The organism is Actinotignum schaalii FB123-CNA-2, assembly GCF_000411135.1.
Classification (GTDB): Bacteria; Actinomycetota; Actinomycetes; order Actinomycetales; family Actinomycetaceae; genus Actinotignum; species Actinotignum schaalii_A.
Map to the genome: position 1 here is coordinate 108,959 of NZ_KE150263.1, position 24,336 is coordinate 133,294.

Sequence of the window (24,336 nt, forward strand, 5' to 3'; positions counted from 1 at the left end):
CAAAAGAAGGACTAGTCATGTCAGGAAAATCGGGCAATGACGCCCCACTGCGGACCACACTAAAACCGCACGAAGAAAATTCCGGAGTTCCCAATACCAGCTTCGGTCTCATTAAAGATCCCTCCCTCCAGCTGCGCGACGGTTATCTCAACCGCACCCCGCTGCTCCAATACATTCTTATTTCCATTTGTTTCCCATTGTGGGGAGCCGCCGCGTCCCTCAATGACGTGCTCATTACCCAATTCAAATCAATTTTCGAGCTCTCTGATTTCGCCTCCGCCTTCGTGCAATCCGCCTTTTATGGCGGGTACTTCCTGCTGGCCATCCCCGCCTCGCGGGTGATCCGGAAATGGTCGTATAAAACCGGGATCCTGGTGGGTCTGAGCTGCTATATCATCGGCTGCACGATGTTCTTCCCGGCCTCACATATGGCAACCTACTCCGTTTTCCTGGCAGCGCTGTTCGCTATTGCTACCGGGCTTTCCTTCCTGGAGACCTCCTGCAATACCTATTCCACCATGATTGGCCCGCGGCGTAGCGCTACATTGCGGCTCAATATTTCCCAAACTTTCTATCCGCTGGGCTCCATTTTCGGAATTCTGCTCGGTAAATACCTGATTTTCACGGAAGGGGAGGCGCTACATAAGCAGCTCGATGATCTGAGCGGCCTGGAGAAAACCCAATTTGCGCAGGAAATGCTCCAGCGCACTTTGCAGCCTTATAGGTTCATTATTCTGGTGCTCGCCGTCGTACTTATTCTGGTGGCGCTCACGCAATTGCCGTCGTGTAAACCGCTCAACGCCGCGCACCACCAGTCCCGGGCGTCCATCGGCGAAACGCTCCGCTATCTTCTCCACAATAAGCGCTTCGGCACCGGGATTCTCACCCAGTTCCTCTACGTAGGTATGCAGACGGCGGTGTGGTCCTTCACGATTCGCCTCGCCCTCACCCTCGATACTTCCATTAATGAACGCACCGCCAGTAACTATATGGTGTGGGCTTTCGCGGCTTTCTTTACCGGGAAATTCATCGCGAATATTCTCATGACGAAGCTGAACGAAAACCTGGTGCTCGTGCTGTATTCCCTGGCCGGGGTGGCTGCCCTCAGCTACGTGGTGCTGGTGCCGAATATGACGGCGGTTTACGCCGCCATCGTGACCTCCGGGCTGTTCGGGCCGTGCTGGGCCACTATTTATTCGCGTACCCTCGACGCCATCGAGGATAAGCGGCATACGGAAACCGGTGGCGCCGTTATTGTTATGTCGATTATCGGCGGCGCGGTGATACCCGTTATTCAAGGGTTGGTCTCTGATAAGACCGGGTCGATGCAAACCTCCTTCATCGTGTCGCTGTGCTGCTTCGTGGCGGTGCTCATCTACTTCTTCTCTATTTATCGTAAAGATCGCGCGGGCGCCGCGGCCTGACCGCGCCTGCCTGTCGTGTTTTTGAGACGTCACTGTTATGAACAAAGGAGATCATTATGACGTTCACTATTAATCTGCGTGAGGATCAGTTCACCGAGGCACCGCGCTGCCTAGCCGAATCCCCAGAGTTTCGGGTGATTGCGCAGCGCTATCCTTCGGGCGTTGCTGCGCTCACCGTGCATAATTCACGCGGATATATTGAGGTTCTTCCGTTTATGGGCGGCATCATCTGGGATGCCAATTTTGACGGTATCTCGCTGCGCATGAAAAATATGTTCAACCAGCCGCGCCCCGCCCGCGAGATTTCGGATACCTACGGCTGTTTCGCTTTCCATTCCGGATTGCTTGCGGCCGGCTGCCCCAGTCCGGAAGATACTCACGTGCTGCACGGGGAGTTTTCTTGCGCCACGATGGATCGCGCGTGGATTGAGATCGATGGTTGTGGGAACGACGGCGCTATTCGGCTTGCATCCACCTATGAATACGCACGTGGATTTGGCGATCATTACCGCGCCACGCCCACGGTTTCACTGGGTGCCGGGGCCACCGATTTCACCATCGGTATGGATGTGGAGAATCTTTCTCCCTGCCAGCCGATGCCGCTCCAGTACATGTGCCATATGAATTATGCTTTCGTGCCCGGCGGCATCATGCGCCAGTCGCTCCCGGCGGGTAGTTTCCACTTGCGCCGCTCCATTCCCGCGCACGTCACGCCCACGCCGGAATGGACCGAGTTGAATAACCGGATTATCGCCGGTGAAATCGATCCGGATTCCTTAGAAGGTGCGGAGAGCTTCAATCCGGAAATCGTGTACTTCGCCGATGATCTGCCCCGCTACGGGCAGAGCGCGCGTTTTGAGCTTGCTGCCCCTGAGGGGCACGCTTTCTTCACAGAATTTTCGACGGCGCAATTCCCCGTGGCGACCCGGTGGATCCTCTGGACTTTAGACCAGCAGGTGGCCGCTTTTGTTCTTCCGGGAACCAGCCGGCCTGAAGGTTTCTTGGCTGCTAAGGGGGCCGGCACTCTTATCTGGGTGGAACCTGGTGGAACCCGGAGTTTCCGGGTCCATACTGGCCTGGTACCGGAAGTGCAGGCCGCGGAGCTTTCTCATTCCCGCAGCGCGAAGAACGATACAGCAGAAGAGGCACACTAATGGATATCGCAGTAATCGGCTCGAATATGGTCGATCTTATTTCCTATATCAACCGCATGCCCGGCGATGGCGAAACCGTGGAGGCGCCCGATTTTGCACTCGGCTGCGGTGGAAAGGGAGCCAATCAGGCGGTGGCTGCCGCACGCCTAGGTTCGGCGGTGCGGATGGTGACCCGGGTGGGTAATGACCTCTTTGCCGATAACACGGTTGCGAATTTCGAGCGCAACGGGATTGATACCACCTACGTGATGCGTACCGCGGCAACATCGGGGGTGGCTCCTATTTTCGTCAATCCGGATTCCCAGAATTCGATCATTATTGTGCAGGGTGCTAATTCCTTGCTGACTCCGGCTGATATTGATGCCGCGGCCGCGGATATTTCCAAGTGCAAACTGATCGTTTTGCAGCTGGAGATTCCCCTGGAAACGGTCTATTACGCTATTGAATTCGGGGTGAAACACGGAATTGATGTGCTTCTCAACCCGGCGCCAGCCCAGCCGGATCTGCTGCTCTCCCGGGTGCGAGCCTGCACCTATTTCACACCCAATGAAAGTGAGCTATCGCTGCTCACCGGGATGCCGGTAGAAACTATCCCGGATGTTCGCAATGCCGCGCATACGTTGCTGGAGGCGGGCATGCGCAACGTTATTGTGACGCTCGGCGGTAGGGGAGTGCTCTGGGTGGCCGAGGGCGTGGATATGCTGTTGCCGGCAACGCCGGTGGAGGCGGTGGATACCACCGGCGCAGGCGATGCCTTTATCGGGTGCTTCTCGCATTACGTGGTGGCCACCGGCGATATCGAGTATTCCTTGCGGATGGCCAATCGCTACGCTGCCGATTCGGTAACGAAGCGCGGCACCCAAACCTCCTACGCCAGCAAGGAGGAATTCGCTCTCCTGCGCAACTAAACGGCGGTATGGAATAGGATCGAACTCGGTTATATCCCCGCGGTGAAAGGCGCGTAGAAAGTGGCGGCCAGGGGCTCTTTCGGGAGCTTCCTGGCCGCTGCTGTGTTAGTGCGCCATTGATATAAGGGCGTACGATAAATAATTGCATGTGACATTACGCACTATATCCTAATGTGCTAGTCAAAAGCATAACCGCATACATACAATATTGGTGACGCCAGGAGCGGCATATAGACCAGCTAGAAGCTGGCTATGAATACTATTTACAAAACCATCCCATAAACCTACACCTTTTTCTGAAAAGTTGTACTGATTTTGTATCGGGGGTGTGAATGGGTAAGCCGCGAAGCAAGCTCATTCCCTATCACAAGCTCAAGTTTCCCGAAGTCTACGGGTTCACCACTGAAGTTCATTTTGGCAGGCAGGCTAAACATATGCCCGGCCAGCCTGAATACGATCCGTCACGTTCACCTGTTACGGTCGATATTCTCACCATCCAAAGACTTGTTCTACGTCATGCCGGCAGGGGCACTCTTCGCGGCAAAAACTCGAACAAGGAAACCGTGAATTTTGGAGTGACTATAGGAAACTACCGCTCCCTCAATTCCACGCGATCAGTCCCGACGACGTGGGTAAATATTCACTATTCAAAGACAGGAGCTCATATTGTTCCTGCTGCGCCAAGGGAGGAAGACCATGCGTCCAAAAATTGACCATCCCGAAGAACATTTGCAGGCAGGTCATCTGGAGGAATACCACTGGAATCATCAAAATGCGCGCTACCACATCGCTTTTTCAGATGGTGAAGAATATATCGGTGTTTTCGATACAGCTTACGAAAGCGATAATGCCGGAGAGCTCGGGATAGAGATGGATGATCCCGAGTACGATGAGTTCTTCGTTGTTGATATCGAAATCCAAGAGATCTTGCACGATGGTTCCAGACGCCTCAACCAATACCTGTCACTTGATTACCGGGACTTTCCGGAGAAGATTATCGACATCACGAATGACACCGTGGTCTACCAGGTAAATCCACCGAAGGATTCGGAGGAGTCATATGGGGAAACCACGTAGCAAGTTAATTCCGTACCATAAGCTGAAGTTCCGTGAGGTTTACGGCTTCACGACCGAGATTCATTTCGGCAGGCAGGCTAAGCACATGCCCGGCCAGCCCGAATACGATCCGTCACGTTCGCCTGTCACGGTAGATATTCTCACGATCCAGCGTCTTGTTTTACGGTACGCCGGTGACGGCAAACGTTATGAATCCAGTCCGAATAAGGAGATCGTCAATTTCGAACAGGTTATTGGCATGTATCGGTATAGCAGTTCCGATCCAGGTCTGCCCACAACCTGGGCTACGATTCACTATTCCAAAAACGGAGCGCACTTAGTACTAGCAGATCCTAGGAGGAGATAATGGGACACGATAACTTTTTCCACCCTGAAGAATACAGCCAATTTGGGGTTGTGTGGGATTATGACAACGAACATTCTGATGCCGTTTACGAGATCGCTTTTTCCAATGGTGAATGTTACCGCGCAGTCTACTTCACCGCCTTTGAAAGCGACAACGCCGGTGAACTAGACATCGAAATGGACGATCCCCGTTACGACGAGTTTCATGTTCTGGTATTTGAGATCCGTGAGATTATCCATGACGGTCCGCGCCGATACAGCCAGTACTTGTCCATCGACTATCGGGACTTTGCCGAGAGAATTATCGACATCACGAACAACACCGTGGTCTACCAGGTAAATCCACCGAAGGAATCGGAAGAAGCATATGGGTAAACCACGTAGCAAGTTGATTCCGTACCATAAGCTGAAGTTCCGTGAGGTTTACGGCTTCACGACCGAGATTCATTTCGGCACGCAGGCTAAGCACATGCCCGGCCAGCCCGAATACGAACCTCACCGTTCCGCAGTCACTTTAGACATCGTGACGATCCAGAAGCTCGTTTTACGGCACGCTGGCTACGGATCCCGCTTGCCCAATAACTCGAATAAAGAGGTTGTTGACTTTGGGGTAGTGATCGGCATTTATCGTTCCCGGCACCAAAAGTTGGGCAACCGACAACTCGGGCAAATATCCACTATTCAAGGAGTGGTGCACACATCGTTCCCGCCACGCATACAAAGAGGAAGAGTAAATGACCGGCATCACCCATCCAGAGGAACGAGACCAAGTAGATGTTCTTGAGGGCTACTACTGGGATCATCCGGATGTGTACTATCGCATTGTTTTTGCCGATGGTGAGGAATACATAGGTATTTTTTTCGCGGCATTCGAAAGTGATAATGCCGGCGAGCTTGGAATTGAAATGGACGATCCTAGATACGATGAATTCTTCGTTGTTGCGATTGAGATCGTGAGTATTGTTCACGATGGCCCCAGACGCCTCAACCAATACCTTTCGCTCGATTACCGCGACTTCCCCGAAAAAATTATCGACATCACGAACGGTGTTGTGCTCTATCCACCTTCAAAGCGATTGTAAAACCACTACGGAAACCCGATGTCTCTAGATGGTGTGGCCGTAAAAACAATTTTGGCAGGATACATGGTTAGCGAAGCTAAACGTTTATTTGGAATTGGAAAGCAAGAAATACCCGGATTGGCGCTGAGTGGATTCACGAATATAACTCAGTACGGCCATAATCTCATTACCCCAAGCTCCCCTGAGCCGTCACTCACCTCCGGCGATAAAAAGCTAAGAAAGAATAACCGAAACTGGAACCTCTTAGAACGGCTCGATAGTGCCGAGCCGTGGGGAATCCCTATCATAGATCCGTGCACGGCAATCCCTAAGAAGCTCATTGCTTTCTCCGAAGCTGCCTCAAAACGAAGCAAGGCAGAAACCGGAACGTGGATTCATTTCTACGAAGATGACTACAAGTTCGAACGACTTTGGAAACACCCGGAACGTTATATCAATAGATTGAGAGAATTTGGGGGAATAATTTCTCCCGACTTCTCGACATACGCGAATATGCCCGCGGCCGAGAAGCTTCATTCGGTTTATCGCAACCAGCTACTTGGAAGTTGGGCACAACACGAGGGTATTCCTGTAATCGCGAATGTGCGCATGTGCGGACCGTATTCAGACGAATACGCATTGGCTGGAATCCCTTGTGGCTCAACGCTCGCCATCGGACTCCATGGCTGCGTGAAAAATCCCGCGAATCGCGCCATCGTCAAAGAAGAAATTCGGCACATCTGTGAAACTAAGCAGCCAACCGCCATCGTTGCCTACGGCTCAGAAAGTGGGAGAGTACTTGATCCCGCACGCGAGCGCGACATCGCAGTTTATCTATTCGAACCAGATTTTCGAACACGTTCAGTCTGTCGGCAGTCCATCTTTTCCGAAAGCAACAATAACAATCCGCGGGGTCCGGGATGCTCACCAGGAACACCGCCAAACCCCGCGGATCGTGTGATGTGCACTAGCGTTTCCGCTACGGCGACATCATGAAATGTGAAATATAGGAACTGTTATTAGATATAGGAACCGTCCGGCTGTGGGAAGAAGCCCACGTGGCTGTAGAACACCGTGAGGGACAGGAAGATCCACAGCATGCCCACGCCCCAGGTCAGGATGGCGGCAATACGCGCCACCCACTTGCTATCCGGAACGAAGGGGGAGAGGATCGCCGAAACCCCGGTGCCCACGTACAGGAACATGACCAGCAGCGGCTCGATCAGCGATCCGGCCATGAGGCGCGCAACCGGCTCGATTTCCGGGGGACGCCACATACCGAAATGCATACCCGCGATACCGAAAAGCACCAGCCCGAAGCCACCAATAGCGGCCACGTAGAGAAGCGGACGCAGCGTGGCCACCAAATCGAGGGGACGCACACCCTTATCCGCAAGCTTTTCAGCGCGCAGAATCGCAATACCGGCGATAAAGGTCAAAATTCCGTAGAAGGCAGCCGGCTCACCGAAGGTGATGTTATCAACGGAGCAGCAGAAAGCGCCGTCGATCTGGGCCAGCGGCCAGGTCAGGGTCATATGAATACCGGTAATCCCCAGGAAGGCACCGGTAGCAACGAAAGTCCAGCCCCACCCGGCCAGGGTGCGGTGATTCGGGTTCGCAGCCACGCGGGCGAAAAGAACCACGAGCACCATAATCGCACCGGCAACGAGCGCCATGGTGGTGTTATACGTAATACCTTGCATGAGCATGGCCCGTTACCTCCTTTCCGAAAGCAGGAATTGGCGGATGGACATCAAGGCGATGGAAGCGGCAAAAGTGATGCACCAGCTCAGGACGCCAAGATCCTGCCCGGTACTTCCGCTTGCCGTGGCCCAGAAGACCAGCCCGATAACGAGTCCAAGCGCGAGGACAACCCAGGTGGCTTTAGCGAGGAGCGACGCCCACCTGGCAACCTTGTGCTCCTCTAGGTCAGTGGGGATGCCACTGAAATCTTGATGATTTTCCATGTGTCAAGCATAACTTAATTTGCCCAGAGTTTTATCAGCTTGCATGGAGCATTTCCCCGGACAATAGTCCCGTGTGACGGAAATCGCTGAAAACTCGCCATTTTGCGCAGGTTTTGTTTTGAGTACGACGCCGCAGTGTGTCTCACCTCCCGGACAGACTCCTATACCCGGTACGAATTCAGCCCGCATCCCCAAAGATGGCTCTTATATCCGGGTTTGCCCTGTTATGGCAGCGAGAAGTCGACCTTATTAAGGTTGAGTACCTCAATGAGCCTGCTTTCCTGACAGCCGCGGGGTGGACAGAAGTGTCAAAGTGCGTCATTCGGGACCGCGCAGGCGCCACAGTACGCGTTAGAGACACGGAATCGGGTGCAAACGGTGCTCTCCCTCGCACTTCGTTTGCGGACCCAGTTCGTACGGATCCGAGCCGGATCCAAGCCAAGGACACGCCGTCATTAGACCCAAGTGTCCTATAGGCCCCAACGCCTTGATCATCAACCGAGCCAGCGGGGAAATAATCGCCGAGTTCACCATCGACCCGACCCGGGATTACCAAAAGAAAAACACGAAGAAAAACGGACACATGACGCGAAACATACCCGGACATATGACGTGAGACATCCAACCCAAAAACACGAAAAATCCCGCGTCACAGGCGGACCTATGACGCGGGACATCACATCGTCGGGCTAGCGGTGTCTAGTTTCAGGACATATGTCCATCCCACCCCACCACAACCTAAACACGCATGTCCCACGACATACGTCCGCGCATGTCCCACGACATCCGTCCACACTCAAACCAGCAAAATGAGACATGACGTTCTCAAGAAACCGTGCCCTCGTCCTAGCAATCACCCAGGGCAACATGGACATCACCCAAGCCAGCCAACAGTTCCACCTCTCCACCCGACACATTCGCCGCTTGCTAACCCGCTACCACGAACACGGAATAGAAAGCCTAAAAGAAAAATCCCGTGCCCCGCACACCAACCCCAACACAACACCAACCACAACAATCAACGAAATCCTCAAAATCAGGAAACAACTAGCCACACAAGGCATGGACTGCGGAGCCCACACCATCCACGCCCACCTAAACATGGAAAACAAACCCAGCCCAACCACCATATGGCGGATCCTGAAAAAAGCAGGACTCATCACCCCCGAACCGCAAAAACGCCCGAAAAACTCCTATACACGCTTCCAGGCTGAACTACCCAACGGGACCTGGCAGTCAGACTTCACACACTGGCCCCTTGCCGATAAAACCGACACGGAAATCATTTCCTGGCTTGATGACCACTCCCGCTACCTCCTCCACATCAGCGCACACCCACGCGTTACCGGCACCACGGTCACCACCACTTTCACCCAAACAGCCCTACGTTATGGCCTACCCGCCTCAACCCTCACCGATAACGGCATGGTCTACACAACCCGCCTAGCAGCCGGAAACAAAAACAAGAGCTACCAACCCAACGCCTTCGAACAACTCCTAGCCGACTATTCCATCATCCAGAAAAACGGTCGTCCTGGACATCCCACCACCCAAGGGAAAATCGAAAGATTCCACCAAACCCTCAAAAAATGGTTACGAGCCCAACCCCAAGCAACCACCGTGGACGAACTCAACACACTCGTGAAAGAATTCCAGGACCTCTACAACACGCACCGCCCCCACCGCTCCCTAGCCAATAAAACACCACACGAGGCCTACCACGCCCGTCCTAAAGACGGTCCCACCATGTCCTACCAAGACCAGGACTGGAGAGTGCGTATCGACAAAATAGACACCTCCGGCACCATAACCTTGCGTTACGCCGGCAAACTACGCCATTTAGGAATCGGGCGAGCCTACCAAGGCCAGGCCGTCATAGCCCTCACCCACGGCCCCAACGCCTTGATCATCAACCGAGCCAGCGGGGAAATAATCGCCGAGTTCACCATCGACCCGACCCGGGATTACCAAAAGAAAAACACAAAGAAAACGGACACATGACGCGAAACATACCCGGACATATGACGTGAGACATCCAACCCAAAAACACGAAAAATCCCGCGTCACAGGCGGACCTATGACGCGGGACATCACAATCGTCGGGCTAGCGGGATTTGAACCCACGACCCCTTGACCCCCAGTCAAGTGCGCTACCAAACTGCGCCATAGCCCGAAGCGATAAGAAAACTTAGCGCTACCCCCGTTCCGAAAACCTGATTTCAACACCGGGTCATCGCCACGTGGACCACATGAGATTACCTCATGAGCGCAGACAAATACAAATCTCAGAAGGTGACGTAGCACGCTCTTCCCTCGGAACTGTGATACGCCCAGCCCGGTGCCATCACTCCGACACAACGGCTCTGACGTATCTTTCGGAACGGATAGCCTCACTAGAGTTATCACCCCGAATCGTTATAGGATTGTTACCGATAAAGACGCGCCCGGGGAGCGCACCAGGGCAGTGAAGGAGAAGTCATATGGCTGAACAATTTGATCCGAGGTCGGCCGCACCCGCGCCTACGGAAACTTCTCGCTTCACCGCTATCGGCGCGCAACCTGATCAACCGGTGGCCGAACGGCATCTCAGTCCGCAAGAATGTACCGCTATTGATGCGCTCCCTGCCGGCTCCGCGCTCCTGATTGCGCTCTCCGGTCCTAATTCCGGAGCTCGGTTCCTTCTTGATGGGGAAGTGACGAATGCGGGACGTTCCCCACGTGCCGATATTTTTCTTGACGACGTCACTGTTTCCCGTAAGCACGTTCAGTTCTTCCGCCGCGGCGATACGTTCCACGTGCGTGATTCCGGTTCTCTCAACGGCACTTACGTAAATCGGGAACGAGTCGATGACGCTGTACTCCGCACCGGTGATGAGATCCAAATCGGAAAATTCCGGTTAACTTTCTACGCTTCGCGAGCCGGTGCGTGATACACCGGTGATATCTCGCGCTTCTACGGCCACTCCGGATTCTTCCTTCCCGCACACTTGCGCGCCGCGCCGCATGCGGACGGATGGCAGCCCGAGCACCTGGCCCCATGACCTCAGCCACGAACCAACTCTGCGTATCGGGGAGGTTCGCCGTGCACTCACGGACGAGTTCCCCATGCTCTCGGTTTCAAAGATCCGGCATTACGAATCCATTAATCTTATTTCTCCTTATCGCACCGCTACTAATCAGCGACTTTTTTCCACCTCGGATACCGAGCGTTTGCGCTTCATCCTGAGGGAACAGCGTGATCGTTTCCTACCCCTCGATCAAATCCGGGAGGAGCTGCGTCAGCTCGACGAGGGCATCATTGAGGCCCCGGGACGCCCCGGGGGAATGCGCGCCGTCGCCGCACCGGAAGTGCGCCGCCCGAAACCGGGCGAACGTATTACTCAAGCCGAACTGGCCGATATGACCGGAGCGGCTCTGGGCACCATTGAGGAGCTCGTCACCGCTGGCATCCTTGCTACCGACGCACGCGGGCGCCTATCCGCCCAATCGGCGGATATTGTGCGTTACTGCGTGATGCTGCTGGAAGCCGGTTATGATCTACGTCAGATTCGCAGCGTCAAAAATTCCGCACACGCTCAAGCCGTGATGATTACCACCCAGCTAGCTACCGAGCTGGCAAAGAAAACACCGGTTGCCTCCGAGCGCGCCCTCAACCAGGCCGCCGAAGACGGCACCACCATCGCGCGGCTTTACGGTGCTCTTCTCACGGAAAACGTCGAAGTGGAACTGCGCTAAGGTGCGTTCCACCGCCGCGCTCACGGGGCACGTTTTCAACCTCGTCTTAATGCACTAAGGCCAGCTCGCCGCTCCGGCAAGTAGCCTTTTGCGCAAAAATGAACCACGTCAGGCAGACAGCACCACCCACTCAGGAGTAAGGTGGCAGTACAACTTCATATCGATTGAACCGAACCCAGGTCATGCTGGGCACCTCAACTAGCAGGAGACAATTAATGTCAGGTTCTGTGGAAACCCAAGGTATCGACCTTGTATCGCCCCACGAAAGGTACGGTCGCCCCCGCGATCTTTTCTTCCTGTGGGCGGGCACAACCACTAATATTTTTACCGTGTCCTACGGCGCCATGCTGGTGCTGCTTTACGGACTTTCATTCACGCAAGCGCTCGCCGTTATCGTAATCGGCAACGTTATCGCATACCCGCTTCTCGCGCTAACCTCCATTCAAGGGCCGCTAACCGGCACCACCACGATGACCATTTCGCGAGCATCACTCGGTACTCGCGGAGCTCGTATTAATGGAGTTTTGTCCTGGCTGATGCTCATCGGCTTCGAAGCCGGGGGACTCATTCTCGTTTACTATGCCTGTGAGGCACTCCTCGCTCGTGCGGGTATCGCCCTGGAGGGCGGCGCGCAGATTACCGTCGTCGTTCTTCTTGCGGGTATTCAGCTTCTTCTTCCCCTTCTTGGCCACCGGATACTCATGGCAGCACAAAAATACGCAACCATGATTTTCACGGTGGCTTTTATTGTGTTAGCAGCCCTCATTATTCCGCAGGCCGCGCCGGGCGCCTCCGCGGGTACCGATTCGCTCTTCACCATGATTTCTGCAACCTCGCTCGTTATTGTTTCGGGCGGGCTTTCCTGGGCGCCAAGCGGAGCAAATTTCTCCCGTTATCTACCCGCTAATTCTTCGCCACTCGCAGTGGGAACCTGGGCGGCGCTGGGTGGGTTTATTCCCTACGTGCTACTCCAGACCCTCGGGGCCGCGATGGCAACTGTAGCGGTTCCCGCTGAGGTGGAACTTTCTAATCCGCTGGCCGTCCCGGCGATCCTCAGCCCGGCGTTTGCGGTACCTTTCCTCATTCTTGTTATGGTCGGTTTGCTGCTCCAAAACGGCACCAACCTCTATTCTTCCGGCCTGAATTTGCAGACCGCCGGTATCCACGTTCCGCGCATGGTTATCGTGTGCATCGATAGCCTCATCTGCGTGGCCATCTGCATTTTCGCGATCCAGCAGGAAGCGTTCTACAGCCTCCTCAATGCTTTCGCCGCCTCGCTAAGCATCTGGCTGGCGCCGTGGGTGACCGTATATTTGCTGGATTGGGTGGCCCGGCACGGCACCTACCATCTTTCCGGCCTGGCCATTGAATCCCACGGCCCGTACTGGGGCAGCGGTGGGGTGCGCTGGTCCGGAATGGCCGCGCTGCTGGGCGGCATGCTCTGCTCAGCGCTCTTCACAAACTCTGGCTACCTGGTGGGCCCGCTCACCCGACTCCTCGTGGATGTGCCCGCCGCGGCACCGGATCTGTCCATTCCCGCCGGAGTGATCGCCTCCGCGCTAATCTACCTGGCTCTGCGCCCGGTGCGCGAACGCGAACGCGCTGCCCGCCGGGCCTTCATTACCGCTGCCTAAAGGCCGCATACCGTCACCCCGCAACAACGTCATTATTTTTAGGAGAAACTCATGCCTCATCGTCAGCTTCTTGATGTCGCCTACGGGCGCGCCCACGCCGACACCATTATTGACAACGGAATTCTGGTAAACGTTCTCACTGGGGAAACCTACCCCGCCTCCGTCGCCATCGCTTACGGGCGCGTGGCCGCGGTGGGGAACGTGGACGCGCAGCGCGGCCCGAACACCACCATTATTGATGCCGACGGCGCCTATCTGACTCCCGGTCTCATTGACGGGCATCAGCACATCGAATGCTCCAAGCTTTCCGTGACGATGTTCGCGGATCTGGTATCCCGCTACGGAACAACCTCCGTTATTTCCGGCCTCGACCAGATCCTGGTATCCGCAGGCCTGGAAGGCGTCAAGGAATTCCTGGCCGAAGCCGAAGAATCCTCCATGCGAGTGTGGTGGGGTGCGCCCGCTAAAGCTCCCTACACGGTTCCTGAATCTACCGTGGGGCACCGTTTCGCGGTGGAAGACCATCGGAAAGTGCAGCGCATGCCCGAATGCGTGGGCTTGTGGGAAACCGTGCAGGAAATGGTGGAATACGGTGATGAAGAAGTCCTCACCGCCATGGACCTGGCCGAGGAAAACCGCCTGCACGCCTTTGGCTGCGCACCGCTCGTGGATGCCCGCCGGGTAGCCGGCTACGCAGCTTCGGGCGTGACGCTGTGTCACGAATCCTATTCTCCGGAAGAAGAACTGGAGAAGATGCGTAACGGCATCAATATCCTTATCCGGGAATCCACCGCCGCCCCGATGCTCGAGGAAAATATTAAGCTCATCACCGAGATGGGCGCCCCGGCCCACCGGGTTGGTTTCTGTACCGACGATGTGACGGCCACCGATATTTTGGGCCGCGGCCACCTCGATTACGTGGTGCGCCTGGCCATTGCGAAGGGAATTGATCCCGTCACCGCGATCCAGATGGCCACGATTAACACCGCGCGGATGTTCCAACTCGATGACCGCATCGGTGCGATTGCTCCGGGGCGTTTCGCGGATATTCTCTTCGTTGATTCCCTCGATGATTTCCGGCCCCGCACCGTCCTCAAGGGTGGGAGGATCGTGGCGCAGAACGGTGCCGCCGTGCACGCCCCGCATGCACCGCAGCGCACCGCAGCGGTGCTCGATACCTTCAAGCTCGCCCCGGTCAGCGCTGATCGCATCGCAGTTCGGGTTGCCGATTCGGCTACCTCGGCGCGAGTGCGCACCATCGTGCTCTCCAAGGATGTTGCCTTCAAGCGCCCCGGAGCTGAGGTGGAACTCCCGGTGGTGAACGGCAAGGTGCAACCCGATACTGCCCAGGATGCCGTTTATGTATGCGTAGCGGAACGCTACGGCAAAACCACGAATTTGCCCGTTGCTTTTATTCAGGGCTTCGGCCTCAAGCGCGGGGCAATTGCCACCTCGGCGGCCCCGGACGATAACAATGTGGTGTGCGCGGGAGTAAACCCGGAGGATATCGCGCTGGCGATTAATCAAGTTTCCCGCCTGGGCGGGGGACAGGTTGCGGTGTGTGATGGCGAGGTTGTTGCCTCCCTGCCCCTCCCGGTGGGTGGCATTGTTGCCGACCTGGTAGCCGAAGATATGGCCACCGCCGAAGCGGAGATGGACCGGGCTGCCCGGGAGGTGCTGGGTGCGGATCTCGATTCGCCCTTTGGCCAGCTCATCTTCCTGTCCATCACCGCGATTCCCGATTGGGCGATCACCGATCTCGGCCTCATTGACTGCGTCAAATTTGACGTCGTCGATCCCGTTATTGCAACACGGTAACGTAACGGGTACCCGCGAACGTAACCACGCAGAAAGGAAAAATATGACTGCGATATCGCCCTTCGTGCAGGGTCTGCCCAAAGTTGAGCTCCACCTGCATATTGAAGGCACCCTGGAACCCGATCTCAAATTCAAGCTCGCCGCGCGCAATGGCGTAGAGCTGCCTTACGCCAGCGAGGAGGAGGTGCGGGCTTCCTACCAATTCGATGACCTCGCCTCTTTCCTGGACGCTTATTACGAAGGCATGAGCGTGCTGCTCACCGCGGAGGATTTCTATGACCTCGCGATGGAGTATTTCCGCAAGGTAGCGCGCCAAAACGTTCGTTACGTGGAGATGTTCTTCGATCCGCAGGCGCATACCTCGCGCGGGGTGGAATTCCATACCGTGATCTCCGGGCTGCGCCGTGCCCAGATTGAGGCGCGCGAACAGCTGGGTGTGGACAGCGCTCTGATTATGTGTTTCCTGCGGGATTTCCAGGCCGAATACGCCATGGCAACCCTGCTGGAATCCCTGCCGTACCGCCCCTGGATAATCGGCGTGGGGCTTGATTCGGATGAAACCGGCAACCCGCCCGCCAAGTTCGGGGCCGTCTTCGCGAAGGCCCGCGAGCTGGGATATCAGCTGACGATGCACTGCGATGTTGATATTGCAGATTCAGCGGAGCATATTCGTCAGGTTCTCGAGGACGTGCGGGTGGACCGCGTGGACCACGGTACGAATGTGGTGGAAAAGCCCGAGTTGGTGGAATACATGGCTGAGCACGGTATCGGTCTGACCTCCTGCCCGATCTCCAATACCTGGGTCTCCGACGGCTCTAAGGTGGGACTGCTCACCGAACTGGATAAGCGGGGGGTCAAGGTTACTGTCAATTCGGACGACCCGGCCTATTTCGGTGGCTATATCGCGGAGAATTACCAACGCGTGGCGGACGAAGCCGGGGCAGATGAGGAGACCCTCAAGCGTTTCGCGCGCAATGCGGTGGATATTTCCTGGGCGCCGGCCTCGCTCAAGGAACGCATCGCCGCGGAGATTGCTGCCTACGAGGGCTAGGTGAGGTAGGCGCTGGGGCGTGCGCGCGAGGCATCTCGCATGCTCGCCTCAGGTACCTCAACTGTCACAATAACATCGCATGTATCGTTTATCACATCGCGATGGGAACGACGGCGCCGGCCGCTTCCCGCGTGGGAGCGTGCCGGCGCCGCGGGCTTTAAGTGGCGGGAACTAGCCAATTTGTGGAGTGGATGCGGTAGGCTAGGGGAGTAGTAAACAGTGCTTTCTTGCGGCACCTTACCCTAAAGCTCAAGTTGAGCTTTAGACACGCCGCGCCGGGCGCTGACCCGCTGGCCGGCCTGCTATATCGTGGTAGCTAACACTGGCAACCGGCCAGAATCCACGCTGCGAAACGGAGAGACTATGAGCGACGCGACCGCCAAAGACGCGACGTATCGGCGCACCCAACCGATGCTCTTCGGCGATCCTCTTCCCGAGCTTGACGCCGAAACCGGCTACCGCGGTCCGATTGCCTGCAAGGCAGCAGGCATCACCTACCGTCAACTCGATTACTGGGATCGCACCGGTCTTGTTTCACCTACCGTGCAAAATGCGTCGGGTTCCGGCAGCCAGCGTCTCTATTCTTTTAAAGACATCCTGGTCCTCAAGGTGGTTAAGCGCCTCTTGGATACCGGGGTATCACTCCAGCAGATTCGGGTTGCGATCGCACAGCTCAAGGATCGCGGAGTGGAAGATCTGGCCGGTATCACCCTCATGTCTGACGGTGCTTCGGTCTACGAATGCACCTCCGATGATGAAGTGATCGACCTGGTCAAGGGCGGCCAGGCTGTTTTCGGCATCGCGGTTGGCCGGGTTTGGCGTGAAATCCAGGGTTCGCTTTCCGAGCTTCCCACCGAACGCGCTGAAGAAGAAGTGGTGGATGAATTGGCGCAGCGGCGGGCCGCCAAGCGCCGCCGCGGTGCATAACTCACAATTCTTTTACCATCCAGGTCCGTTGCCGAAGTGCAGCGGACCTGTTTCGTTTATTATCAAGGCTCCAGGTAGCTCTTGCTCATTTCCTACCCTGGCGAGCAACGTCACTCAGCAGTATAGAAACCCGGCACCGTTACCACGTAAACGAAACCTCTGGAGGAAGCTTTTATAGCTTCGTTTCCAGAGGCTTCGTTTACATTACTGTTTTCCCGTAATCGTAGTGGCTAATTTCCGTAGTTATTTTCTATCCCAATGGCGCAACCGAACGAAGGCAAGGCCGGTGGCAAGAAGCAGTACAACTCCTGCAATACCACCAGCTGCTGCCGTTCCTGTATGCGCGAGCTTTTTGGCGGAAGTGGAACTGATTGCATTGTCGGTACCCGAATTTGTGGGATTAGGACTGGGAGTCCCCGGTTTCGTTCCCGGGTCGTCATCAGGCTTCGTTCCCGGATCACCACCAGGCTTGGCCCCCGGATCACCACCAGGCTTGGCCCCCGGATCACCACCAGGCTTGGCCCCCGGATCACCACCAGGCTTGGCCCCCGGATCACCACCAGGCTTGGTTGTTATTTTCTCCCATTGACCAGTGAGAGTAATGTCACCCGTAACTGAAGTGGAGAAATCATAAGGCTGACCGTCCTTAAACCAGCCAATGAACTTGTATCCATCCCGAACAGGAGGTGCGATATTTTCGGCCTGTTTGCCATGAAGTACCTGCCGGTTACCATCCGGTGTTACCCCATCGTCATAACGGTAAGTAACGTTGTATAGAATCTGATCCCACTCCGCAGTCAAAGTAATATCAGATTTAACCGGGGTAGCGAAATCATATTGATGACCATTGAGATACCACGCGATGAAGGCATGACCTTCCTTAATCGGATTCTCAGGTTCTTGTGCGGGAGATCCAGCTTTAACCTGCTGGGAAGGAATGACGTTTCCGCCACGAGTATCGAAAGCAACCGTGTACTTAGCGACGGCAGCCCACTGTCCATACACAGTTGTGTCAGCCGTAATCGGGGTGGTGAAATCGAAAGGCTGTGTGAAGCTTTCATCTTTGAACCATCCCTTGAAAACGTGACCCTTTTCTTCCGTGTTAACGGTCGGGAAACCCGGCTGGGAAACCACAGTATTACGACTTACCTTAACTGAAGATTCGGCCTTGGTAGAACCATCGGGAAGGAGCTGCTTGAAATTCACAACAGGCTTCGGAACAACCCGAACCTTTACGGTATCTTCCGCATAGGAACGAAGGCCCATCTCATTGTCCTGCCAAATCCAATCAGCAAAAGGACCTGCTTGTAACGTGAGCTGGTACTCGCCTGGGGTGGACGTATCCACACTACCGGAAGCTACGCGATACATAGGCGCATCGTTTCCGCTAAGAATGGTGGTCCACTGATAATCAGGGTTCTCTTTAGTACCCGAATTCTTCAAATAGCTATACGAATCAACGAGTTTCTTTAGGTTAGTCTGGGCTTTATCGACCTCTTCCTGTTTCCGTTGAGGTCCCGTATAGAAGTCACTACCCTCCTCAATCTCGTATACGGTATCGATAGCATTGAACTTGACCAGATTTTGCTTTTCTCCCCACAGACCAATATTGAAATTCTGCGTGGAGCCATCCGGATAGATATAGTGCGCTTTCTCGATGGGAAGGCCTGGTGTCGAATCATAAATGGCCACCAGATGCGGAGAATAATTGAACTTCTCGAAAATCTGGAGGTACCTCATATGCGTCGCGGCATCATAACCGGTCAGATAATGCTTGTTGGGCTGGTCCGCTACGGAATAGGCTGCAAGTTCCTCACGAGTCATTGAGAAACCGATTTCACCATTAGCATCAGTGGTGAAGAATTTCCCTTTATTTCCGTCGATAATCTCGCTATTGCGTTCGAACCAGAGATTCAACCCGGAAACGGGTTCTTTCGTCTCATCATCGACGTATTTCAGCTTGAATTCATACGGCGTACGCTGATCAGCGGGGAATGCCACATTTGATTCGGTCGGGGTATTCCCGTACTTAGTATCCCGACCGAGGACATTCGCTGACGAATGGGAGCGCTCCAGGTGGCGCTTCGGAACGACTGTTACCGTTCCTGTAGCTTTGGTGGTCTTCCCTCCACTATCAGTGAGGGAGAATTCGACGGTGTAATCCCGAACCTCGTTATACACGGAATACTTAGGTTTATCTTTACCTTCCGTGAACCCACTCTTATTCGTAACGACAACGTCATCACTTCCGAGCTGAGAATCTTCTGCGTCCCCGGCTTTCACGATCATGCGTTTCAGATCGAAGGGATATGTGCTCGCGATTGTGACGTTTTGTATTTCCAGGGTCGGAGCGGTGTTATCCGGCGCAGCCCAAGCCGTGCCGAGCGTAGCGCCGGTAACCATAATTCCGGAAACCAAGCCCGCGGCGATGGTGCGAAGCCGATTCACCCCCTGTCCAATTTTTTCTTCCCGTAGTTTCATCTGCAATCCTTTCAACAGCGCCACCGAGGGCACACTTCGACGCGCACATTCTTGACACTGTGACTTGATATTTTGCACCAGCTATAGTGACAAGATGATAATACCAAAGTTCTTACTGTATTTGTTTAGAGTCATTTGATTTCGAGGAATACGAGAGCACTCAACGCTGCCCTTGCGGAATAAACATCCCTCTGACCTTGGCAAATGCGAGGTTGTTTCATTTTAGTGATCTTCGAGCTACTAACCAAGAAAATGTTTCTCAGCTTTATCTTTAAGCGATGCAACAAAGGACCCCGATGTGTCGTCACCGTAAGTAGCGACACATCGGGGTCCATTTAATCTTTAAAGGTGAAAATACAGGGGGATCTCACTCTTTCTATCGGCGCACAGCCGGGGTATCCGTTCCGTTGCCGTCCCAATCCCCGAGGAAGACCGCATCAGCGTGGCGCCCATAGGCAAGAGTTGCTTCAGCATCTCCTCCGGTGAGCTGGTTGCTAATGTGGAAGGTATTTCCGCGGCGCACCGCGAAAGTATCCTTACCATCCCCATCGAAGTCCCCAGCAAGGACCTGGTCGCCAGCCCGTCCGTAGGAGAATACCTGCTCAGCATTCCCACCGACGAGCGAGTTCTGGACGTAGAAGGTGTTCCCGCGGCGCACCGCGAAAGTATCCTTGCCATCCCCGTCGAAATCACCCACGTAGACTTCGTCGCCAGCCCGTCCGTAAGAGAACACTACGGAAGCAACGGTCGCCGTCCAGTTATTGGAGACGAAGAAGGTATTGCCGTGCGAGGCCGGGGGAGTGGCCGGTTTGCTCGGCTGTTCGCTCGGCTCCACGCTTGGTTCCGGATCTTCGCTCGGCTCGGGTGCCGGGGGTTCGTCCGTCGGCTCCGTGCTCGGAGTAGGAACCGGGGTCGGTTCTGGAACAGGCGTGGGTTTCGGCTTGTCGCTCGGGCTCGGTGCCGGCGCAGTCGGCTCCTCCGAGGGTGTCGGCACCGGGCCTGGCGTGGTCGGATCGACCGTAGGTTCCACGCTCGGAGTCGGTGCAGGAGCCGGAGTTGTCGGCTCGACGCTCGGGCTCGGCGCGGGCGCGGTAGGTTCCGGCTTCTCGCTCGGAGTCGGGTCCGGCGTGGGAGTCGGCTGCGGCGTCGTGCATTCCTTGACGCAGAAGGGCGCCGTCACGAAGGTTTCTTCGCTGGCACTGCGGGTGAAGCCGGGAAGGGTGTCACCGGTCGGCTCAGTCGTTCCGCCGCCGGTACCTTTGACGACCCGCAACTCGAAGACATAGCGCCCCGGGGCGGCCGCGGTGCGCGTCGTCGCCGAAGCAGATTCGAGGTAGGTGCCATCCCAGGCAAAGCGCCCCAGATCGGTACGGCCCACACCGTCCTCACTATGCACCACGTTATTATCCGAAACCGGGGCGCCCTTCGAGCCATCCTCGTTCGCGTGGAAGACCCGGATCTCCAGCTTCTGCACCGGGGAATCAATATGGTATTCCACTACCGGAACCGCGCCGTTGGCGTAGTCCATGGCGTAGGCGAACAGTTCGGAATTGGGAGCATTGGAGTACTGCGCACCCTTATCCAGGCACTCACCCTTGTAGATGGTGGCGGGGTTGGGGCACGCAATGAGCTTCGTCAGCGAAGGCGGATCGTAGGCGAGCAGATTCGCCAGATCCGGGCGCTTTTGGGCGATATCTGGGCGGATGTCCTTGACCTTCCACGTGGTGTGCAGGAATTGTAAGGCGTTTTCGTAATCGCCCTTGAGACCCGCAAAGGGGACCTGGTAGGTGGAATTATCATCGCCGTGCACCACCACATAGCCGCCGTAGATCGCACCCTCGGGCACGTTCGTCGGATCGGTCACGGAAACCTGTACCTGGGCTTCTGCCCCGGGCTGCACCGTTACCTGCGCTGGGCTAATCGCCACCTGGGCATCGGTCCCGTTGTAGCTGGTGAAACGATCATGCGGCCCGCTGGTGGCACGCACGTGGGTATCCGCCGTGAAGGTATAGGTGACAGGCGCTGCGGAGGCGTTGTGCACGGTGAGCGTCGTCGTTTCCTGCACGTCAGAATCGCCCAGAGAAATCTTCGCGGGAGTGATAGCGGTGGGAACTCCGCCGGCATTCGCGCCCGGCTCCGTGACGGCGGTCAAGGCCGCAGGAAGGTTGATGAGGCCGGCGCCCTGGCGGTGCGTGGCAAGCTTCAGGGCATCCGCGCTGCCATCCACGGTCACCAGATCAGCGGTATTCTGCAAAGCCGTGCGCACCTGCGCCGGCGTGAGCTTCGGATTGGCTTGGAGGAGCAAAGCGACACTCCCGGCCACGTGCGGGGCAGCCATCGAGGTACCTGAAATCGTCTTCCACGAGGGCGTCACCTCATCATCGACCGGCCACGCGGAATAGATATTGCCACCCGGGGCGACTACATCCGGCTTGAGCTGGAGATTCGCTGCCAGGCCCCACGAGGAGAAATCGGAAATCTTCCCACCGGTGGGGGAGGCGGCCACTCGCTTCGCGTCCGTCCATTCAAGGCTCGCGTTTCCAGCAGCTGCGGCTTCTTCGAAGCGCTCGCCCTGTTCTTGGGTAACCGCGATGACCGGAATGGTCACGGCCGGACTACCGGCAATGGTTGCGTTGATGGTACCGGGCTGGTTGTTGTAGATGATAACCGCTGCGGCGCCGTCGTCCTGCGCGGCACGCGCCTTCTGGTAGAAGGTCGAGGTTCCGCGCGAGACCAGCACTGCTTTCCCGGTAAACGGTGTTCCAGGCAGATCAACGGCACCGGTTTTTTGCCCTTCGGGATAGGCGACGACGTCGAGCCTACCCGCAGTGGGTACCGCCGGTGATTCCGTTACATTATCGAATCCCTCGGCCGCGCCGTTGAACATAACAACCGGGCGTAGTACGTGGGTATTGTCCACCGAACCCACCGCGATAACCGAGGGGCCCACCGCCGGAGCACTACCGGAGAAAATGCCCTTCGCACCGGAATTACCCTGCGAAGCCGTCACGACCACGCCGGCGGCAACGAGATTTTCCGATGCCACCGCGGTGGGGTAGTTGGGCCAGGTGGCGAAAGCCGCGCCGATAGACATATTGACAACGTCCATCTTGTCGCGCTGAGCGCGTTCGAGAGCGGAAAGAATGACTTCGGAGCTGGTGGAACCCGTGCACCCGAACACTCGGTAAGCACCGATCACAGCATCGGGAGCCACGCCCTTGAACTTGCTTTCCGGGTCATTACCTGCGGCGATACCGGCAACATGCGAACCGTGCCCGCCGCCGGCTCCGCAATCATCGGGAAGAGCATCCGGGTGGGGGACCGGCTGGAAATTCGGGTCACTGCGATCGGTATTAAAGGAATCGCCCACGAAATCGTAGCCGGTCACGATCTTGTCATTGGGGAAAGCACGCTCGCCCTTGACACCATTCCCACCAAAGGCCGGGTGATCAATGGCCACGCCGGAATCGATAATTCCCACGCGCACGCCTTTGCCGGTGACTCCAAATTCTTCATTGGCCACGCTCGCGCCAGTCATCTCCCGCGCAGAATACATATCGGGAGTTTCGCCGGGGCGGTTTATTTCCGCATTCGAGTCCACCTCGGCGGGCCGTTCCACCGTGAGGACCGGGTAAACACCGATGACATTAGCGTCGTTAACGTAGCGCGCGAGTTCCACCGAATCAGCTTCGACGGTCACGCCATTCCACACGTGCTGGTAGGAGGTGTCTACCTCGCCACCGTCATCTTCGACCGTCTGAGTGAATTCCCGCTGTTCACCCGCGATGCGGGCGGAGGAACCACCGCGAATAAGAGGTTCGCTCTTAAGCTCAATAAACCATTTCCCGGTGAAATTCGGATCACTTTCCGCCGCGGCGACCGTAGCACGGATGTCGCGGGGCGCGTGCCCATCCGACTCCGTGGCCACGGCGGTTGCGGGAGCGAGAGCGCCGCCCATGAGTGCGGCACACGCACAGGTGACGCCCAATCGGCGCCAGCGTGGTTGCTCAGCCATACATTTCCTTCCTGATAACTGACCGCAGGCCCGAGCGTGAAGATATGTACCCAGGTCAACGGCATGCCAGCAATTTTGCCGAATATCTTAAATAATCAAAATTGATAGTCCAGAGTGTGAACGACCGGCAGGCAGGGAATGAGAGCAGGGGACGGGTGGGGCTCAACATACGCTTCGCGCGGCGCCGCCAGAGCGTATTTTGACATAATGTACATTATCGGCAAGTAGAGCTAGAGTGCCAGAATTCTGTCCAGCCCCTCTTTAACGCGTCATGACACCCGTTTCCGGGACGTAACCACCGGGGCGCGCGGCGCCGTCGTTAATATGGAAACGGAGAAACGTAACGCGAGCAGGCACGCTCGCGAGGAAGGATAGCAATATGGCTGAACGTTCGTTGCGCGGTATGCGCATCGGAGCGAATTCGCTCGAAACTGATGACAATGTGGTTTTTGTGGACCGCCAGCAGGTGAAATATCGCTGCAAGAACGGCCACGAATTTGGCGTCGCGATGGCGGTGGACGCCGAAGTTCCCACCGCATGGACCTGCCGCTGCGGCGTGGAAGCTGAACTTATCGAAGGCGAAGGCGTGGACGACCGCAAGCCGCCCAAGCCGGTGCGTACCCACTGGGATATGCTCCTGGAACGCCGTAACGAAGATGAGCTCAAGGTGCTGCTGGAGGAACGCCTCGAGCTGCTACGCGAAGGCAAGCTGCGACTGCGGCGCAATCGCTAATCGCGC

22 protein-coding genes and 1 tRNA gene are annotated in these 24,336 nt (G+C 56.2%); 18 read left to right on the forward strand and 5 right to left on the reverse strand.

Annotation, left to right across the window (positions count from 1 at the left end; genetic code table 11):
* The first annotated feature begins 17 nt into the window (after window positions 1-17).
* From fucP to HMPREF9237_RS09300, 10 genes are all read left to right on the forward strand, one after another.
* Complete coding sequence (fucP, locus tag HMPREF9237_RS05725; RefSeq protein WP_016442786.1) at window positions 18-1,424, forward strand: L-fucose:H+ symporter permease; 1,407 nt, start codon at window positions 18-20, stop codon at window positions 1,422-1,424.
* Window positions 1,425-1,480: 56 nt separating this feature from the next.
* Window positions 1,481-2,578, forward strand: coding sequence for an aldose 1-epimerase family protein (locus HMPREF9237_RS05730; RefSeq protein ID WP_016442787.1), 1,098 nt, complete (start codon window positions 1,481-1,483; stop codon window positions 2,576-2,578).
* Entirely contained in the window at window positions 2,578-3,486 is a 909-nt protein-coding gene (gene rbsK, locus HMPREF9237_RS05735) for a ribokinase (RefSeq protein ID WP_016442788.1), read from the forward strand. Before HMPREF9237_RS05730 ends, rbsK begins: the two co-directional genes overlap by 1 nt.
* A 434-nt stretch (window positions 3,487-3,920) precedes the next feature.
* Complete coding sequence (locus tag HMPREF9237_RS09290) at window positions 3,921-4,199, forward strand: polymorphic toxin type 50 domain-containing protein (protein ID WP_231366731.1); 279 nt, start codon at window positions 3,921-3,923, stop codon at window positions 4,197-4,199.
* Window positions 4,183-4,563, forward strand: a complete 381-nt coding sequence (locus HMPREF9237_RS05740; RefSeq protein ID WP_039898869.1) for a hypothetical protein — start codon at window positions 4,183-4,185, stop codon at window positions 4,561-4,563. Before HMPREF9237_RS09290 ends, HMPREF9237_RS05740 begins: the two co-directional genes overlap by 17 nt.
* A complete protein-coding gene (locus tag HMPREF9237_RS05745; RefSeq protein WP_016442790.1) occupies window positions 4,547-4,909 on the forward strand; it encodes a polymorphic toxin type 50 domain-containing protein in 363 nt (120 codons plus the stop codon). The genes HMPREF9237_RS05740 and HMPREF9237_RS05745 overlap by 17 nt, the downstream gene beginning before the upstream one ends.
* The gene (locus HMPREF9237_RS05750) at window positions 4,909-5,283 is read left to right on the forward strand and encodes a hypothetical protein (RefSeq protein ID WP_016442791.1); all 375 of its coding nucleotides are present in this window, start codon (window positions 4,909-4,911) and stop codon (window positions 5,281-5,283) included. The genes HMPREF9237_RS05745 and HMPREF9237_RS05750 overlap by 1 nt, the downstream gene beginning before the upstream one ends.
* A gap of 94 nt (window positions 5,284-5,377) precedes the next feature.
* Complete coding sequence (locus HMPREF9237_RS09855; RefSeq protein WP_284896917.1) at window positions 5,378-5,692, forward strand: polymorphic toxin type 50 domain-containing protein; 315 nt, start codon at window positions 5,378-5,380, stop codon at window positions 5,690-5,692.
* Entirely contained in the window at window positions 5,643-5,990 is a 348-nt protein-coding gene (locus tag HMPREF9237_RS05755; protein WP_016442793.1) for a hypothetical protein, read from the forward strand. Before HMPREF9237_RS09855 ends, HMPREF9237_RS05755 begins: the two co-directional genes overlap by 50 nt.
* Before the next feature lie 18 nt (window positions 5,991-6,008).
* Window positions 6,009-6,965, forward strand: coding sequence for a DUF4417 domain-containing protein (locus tag HMPREF9237_RS09300; RefSeq protein WP_016442794.1), 957 nt, complete (start codon window positions 6,009-6,011; stop codon window positions 6,963-6,965).
* Window positions 6,966-6,988: 23 nt separating this feature from the next.
* Here the strand turns inward: HMPREF9237_RS09300 and HMPREF9237_RS05760 are convergent, their stop codons facing one another.
* Window positions 6,989-7,678 carry a DUF981 family protein gene (locus HMPREF9237_RS05760; protein ID WP_016442795.1) on the reverse strand — a complete coding sequence of 230 codons (690 nt, stop codon included), beginning with the start codon at window positions 7,676-7,678 and terminating at the stop codon, window positions 6,989-6,991.
* Window positions 7,679-7,684: 6 nt separating this feature from the next.
* Window positions 7,685-7,936, reverse strand: coding sequence for a hypothetical protein (locus tag HMPREF9237_RS05765; protein WP_016442796.1), 252 nt, complete (start codon window positions 7,934-7,936; stop codon window positions 7,685-7,687).
* Window positions 7,937-8,752: 816 nt separating this feature from the next.
* Between HMPREF9237_RS05765 and HMPREF9237_RS05770 the strand changes: the two genes are divergently transcribed.
* Window positions 8,753-9,937: an IS481 family transposase gene (locus HMPREF9237_RS05770; RefSeq protein WP_016442797.1), complete on the forward strand. Its 1,185-nt coding sequence runs from the start codon at window positions 8,753-8,755 to the stop codon at window positions 9,935-9,937.
* 98 nt (window positions 9,938-10,035) lie between these two features.
* On the opposite strand, the gene HMPREF9237_RS05775 is transcribed toward HMPREF9237_RS05770, so the two are convergent.
* A tRNA-Pro gene (locus HMPREF9237_RS05775) sits at window positions 10,036-10,109 on the reverse strand.
* A 307-nt stretch (window positions 10,110-10,416) separates the two neighbouring features.
* On the opposite strand from HMPREF9237_RS05775, the gene HMPREF9237_RS05780 reads away from it, so the two are divergent.
* The 6 genes from HMPREF9237_RS05780 (at window position 10,417) to HMPREF9237_RS05805 (ending at window position 17,101) form a co-directional block, all read left to right on the forward strand.
* The gene (locus HMPREF9237_RS05780) at window positions 10,417-10,866 is read left to right on the forward strand and encodes an FHA domain-containing protein (RefSeq protein ID WP_016442798.1); all 450 of its coding nucleotides are present in this window, start codon (window positions 10,417-10,419) and stop codon (window positions 10,864-10,866) included.
* Window positions 10,859-11,671 (forward strand): MerR family transcriptional regulator, encoded by an 813-nt coding sequence (locus tag HMPREF9237_RS05785; RefSeq protein ID WP_231366710.1) that lies wholly within the window; start codon window positions 10,859-10,861, stop codon window positions 11,669-11,671. The genes HMPREF9237_RS05780 and HMPREF9237_RS05785 overlap by 8 nt, the downstream gene beginning before the upstream one ends.
* A gap of 215 nt (window positions 11,672-11,886) precedes the next feature.
* Window positions 11,887-13,305 carry a purine-cytosine permease family protein gene (locus HMPREF9237_RS05790; RefSeq protein ID WP_016442800.1) on the forward strand — a complete coding sequence of 473 codons (1,419 nt, stop codon included), beginning with the start codon at window positions 11,887-11,889 and terminating at the stop codon, window positions 13,303-13,305.
* A 51-nt stretch (window positions 13,306-13,356) separates the two neighbouring features.
* The gene (locus tag HMPREF9237_RS05795) at window positions 13,357-15,123 is read left to right on the forward strand and encodes an adenine deaminase C-terminal domain-containing protein (RefSeq protein WP_016442801.1); all 1,767 of its coding nucleotides are present in this window, start codon (window positions 13,357-13,359) and stop codon (window positions 15,121-15,123) included.
* 43 nt (window positions 15,124-15,166) lie between these two features.
* On the forward strand, window positions 15,167-16,174 hold the full coding sequence (add, locus tag HMPREF9237_RS05800; protein ID WP_016442802.1) for an adenosine deaminase: 1,008 nt from the start codon (window positions 15,167-15,169) through the stop codon (window positions 16,172-16,174).
* 363 nt (window positions 16,175-16,537) lie between these two features.
* Window positions 16,538-17,101 carry a MerR family transcriptional regulator gene (locus HMPREF9237_RS05805; RefSeq protein ID WP_016442803.1) on the forward strand — a complete coding sequence of 188 codons (564 nt, stop codon included), beginning with the start codon at window positions 16,538-16,540 and terminating at the stop codon, window positions 17,099-17,101.
* Between the two features lie 243 nt (window positions 17,102-17,344).
* On the opposite strand, the gene HMPREF9237_RS05810 is transcribed toward HMPREF9237_RS05805, so the two are convergent.
* Both HMPREF9237_RS05810 and HMPREF9237_RS08965 read right to left on the reverse strand, forming a co-directional pair.
* Entirely contained in the window at window positions 17,345-19,582 is a 2,238-nt protein-coding gene (locus tag HMPREF9237_RS05810) for an InlB B-repeat-containing protein (protein WP_016442804.1), read from the reverse strand.
* A gap of 376 nt (window positions 19,583-19,958) precedes the next feature.
* A complete protein-coding gene (locus HMPREF9237_RS08965) occupies window positions 19,959-23,597 on the reverse strand; it encodes a S8 family serine peptidase (protein WP_016442805.1) in 3,639 nt (1,212 codons plus the stop codon).
* 379 nt (window positions 23,598-23,976) lie between these two features.
* On the opposite strand from HMPREF9237_RS08965, the gene HMPREF9237_RS05825 reads away from it, so the two are divergent.
* Window positions 23,977-24,330 carry an RNA polymerase-binding protein RbpA gene (locus HMPREF9237_RS05825; RefSeq protein WP_016442806.1) on the forward strand — a complete coding sequence of 118 codons (354 nt, stop codon included), beginning with the start codon at window positions 23,977-23,979 and terminating at the stop codon, window positions 24,328-24,330.
* The last annotated feature ends 6 nt before the right edge of the window (window positions 24,331-24,336 follow it).

Excerpts from the sequence above, each read along its gene's own strand:
- fucP (WP_016442786.1), top strand. The coding sequence starts at position 18 with ATGTCAGGAAAATCGGGCAATGACGCCCCACTGCGGACCACACTAAAA.
- HMPREF9237_RS05730 (WP_016442787.1), top strand. The coding sequence starts at position 1,481 with ATGACGTTCACTATTAATCTGCGTGAGGATCAGTTCACCGAGGCACCG.
- rbsK (WP_016442788.1), top strand. The coding sequence starts at position 2,578 with ATGGATATCGCAGTAATCGGCTCGAATATGGTCGATCTTATTTCCTAT.
- HMPREF9237_RS09290 (WP_231366731.1), top strand. The coding sequence starts at position 3,921 with ATGCCCGGCCAGCCTGAATACGATCCGTCACGTTCACCTGTTACGGTC.
- HMPREF9237_RS05740 (WP_039898869.1), top strand. The coding sequence starts at position 4,183 with ATGCGTCCAAAAATTGACCATCCCGAAGAACATTTGCAGGCAGGTCAT.
- HMPREF9237_RS05745 (WP_016442790.1), top strand. The coding sequence starts at position 4,547 with ATGGGGAAACCACGTAGCAAGTTAATTCCGTACCATAAGCTGAAGTTC.
- HMPREF9237_RS05750 (WP_016442791.1), top strand. The coding sequence starts at position 4,909 with ATGGGACACGATAACTTTTTCCACCCTGAAGAATACAGCCAATTTGGG.
- HMPREF9237_RS09855 (WP_284896917.1), top strand. The coding sequence starts at position 5,378 with ATGCCCGGCCAGCCCGAATACGAACCTCACCGTTCCGCAGTCACTTTA.
- HMPREF9237_RS05755 (WP_016442793.1), top strand. The coding sequence starts at position 5,643 with ATGACCGGCATCACCCATCCAGAGGAACGAGACCAAGTAGATGTTCTT.
- HMPREF9237_RS09300 (WP_016442794.1), top strand. The coding sequence starts at position 6,009 with ATGTCTCTAGATGGTGTGGCCGTAAAAACAATTTTGGCAGGATACATG.
- HMPREF9237_RS05760 (WP_016442795.1), bottom strand. The coding sequence starts at position 7,678 with ATGCTCATGCAAGGTATTACGTATAACACCACCATGGCGCTCGTTGCC.
- HMPREF9237_RS05765 (WP_016442796.1), bottom strand. The coding sequence starts at position 7,936 with ATGGAAAATCATCAAGATTTCAGTGGCATCCCCACTGACCTAGAGGAG.
- HMPREF9237_RS05770 (WP_016442797.1), top strand. The coding sequence starts at position 8,753 with ATGACGTTCTCAAGAAACCGTGCCCTCGTCCTAGCAATCACCCAGGGC.
- HMPREF9237_RS05780 (WP_016442798.1), top strand. The coding sequence starts at position 10,417 with ATGGCTGAACAATTTGATCCGAGGTCGGCCGCACCCGCGCCTACGGAA.
- HMPREF9237_RS05790 (WP_016442800.1), top strand. The coding sequence starts at position 11,887 with ATGTCAGGTTCTGTGGAAACCCAAGGTATCGACCTTGTATCGCCCCAC.
- HMPREF9237_RS05795 (WP_016442801.1), top strand. The coding sequence starts at position 13,357 with ATGCCTCATCGTCAGCTTCTTGATGTCGCCTACGGGCGCGCCCACGCC.
- add (WP_016442802.1), top strand. The coding sequence starts at position 15,167 with ATGACTGCGATATCGCCCTTCGTGCAGGGTCTGCCCAAAGTTGAGCTC.
- HMPREF9237_RS05805 (WP_016442803.1), top strand. The coding sequence starts at position 16,538 with ATGAGCGACGCGACCGCCAAAGACGCGACGTATCGGCGCACCCAACCG.
- HMPREF9237_RS05810 (WP_016442804.1), bottom strand. The coding sequence starts at position 19,582 with ATGAAACTACGGGAAGAAAAAATTGGACAGGGGGTGAATCGGCTTCGC.
- HMPREF9237_RS08965 (WP_016442805.1), bottom strand. The coding sequence starts at position 23,597 with ATGGCTGAGCAACCACGCTGGCGCCGATTGGGCGTCACCTGTGCGTGT.
- HMPREF9237_RS05825 (WP_016442806.1), top strand. The coding sequence starts at position 23,977 with ATGGCTGAACGTTCGTTGCGCGGTATGCGCATCGGAGCGAATTCGCTC.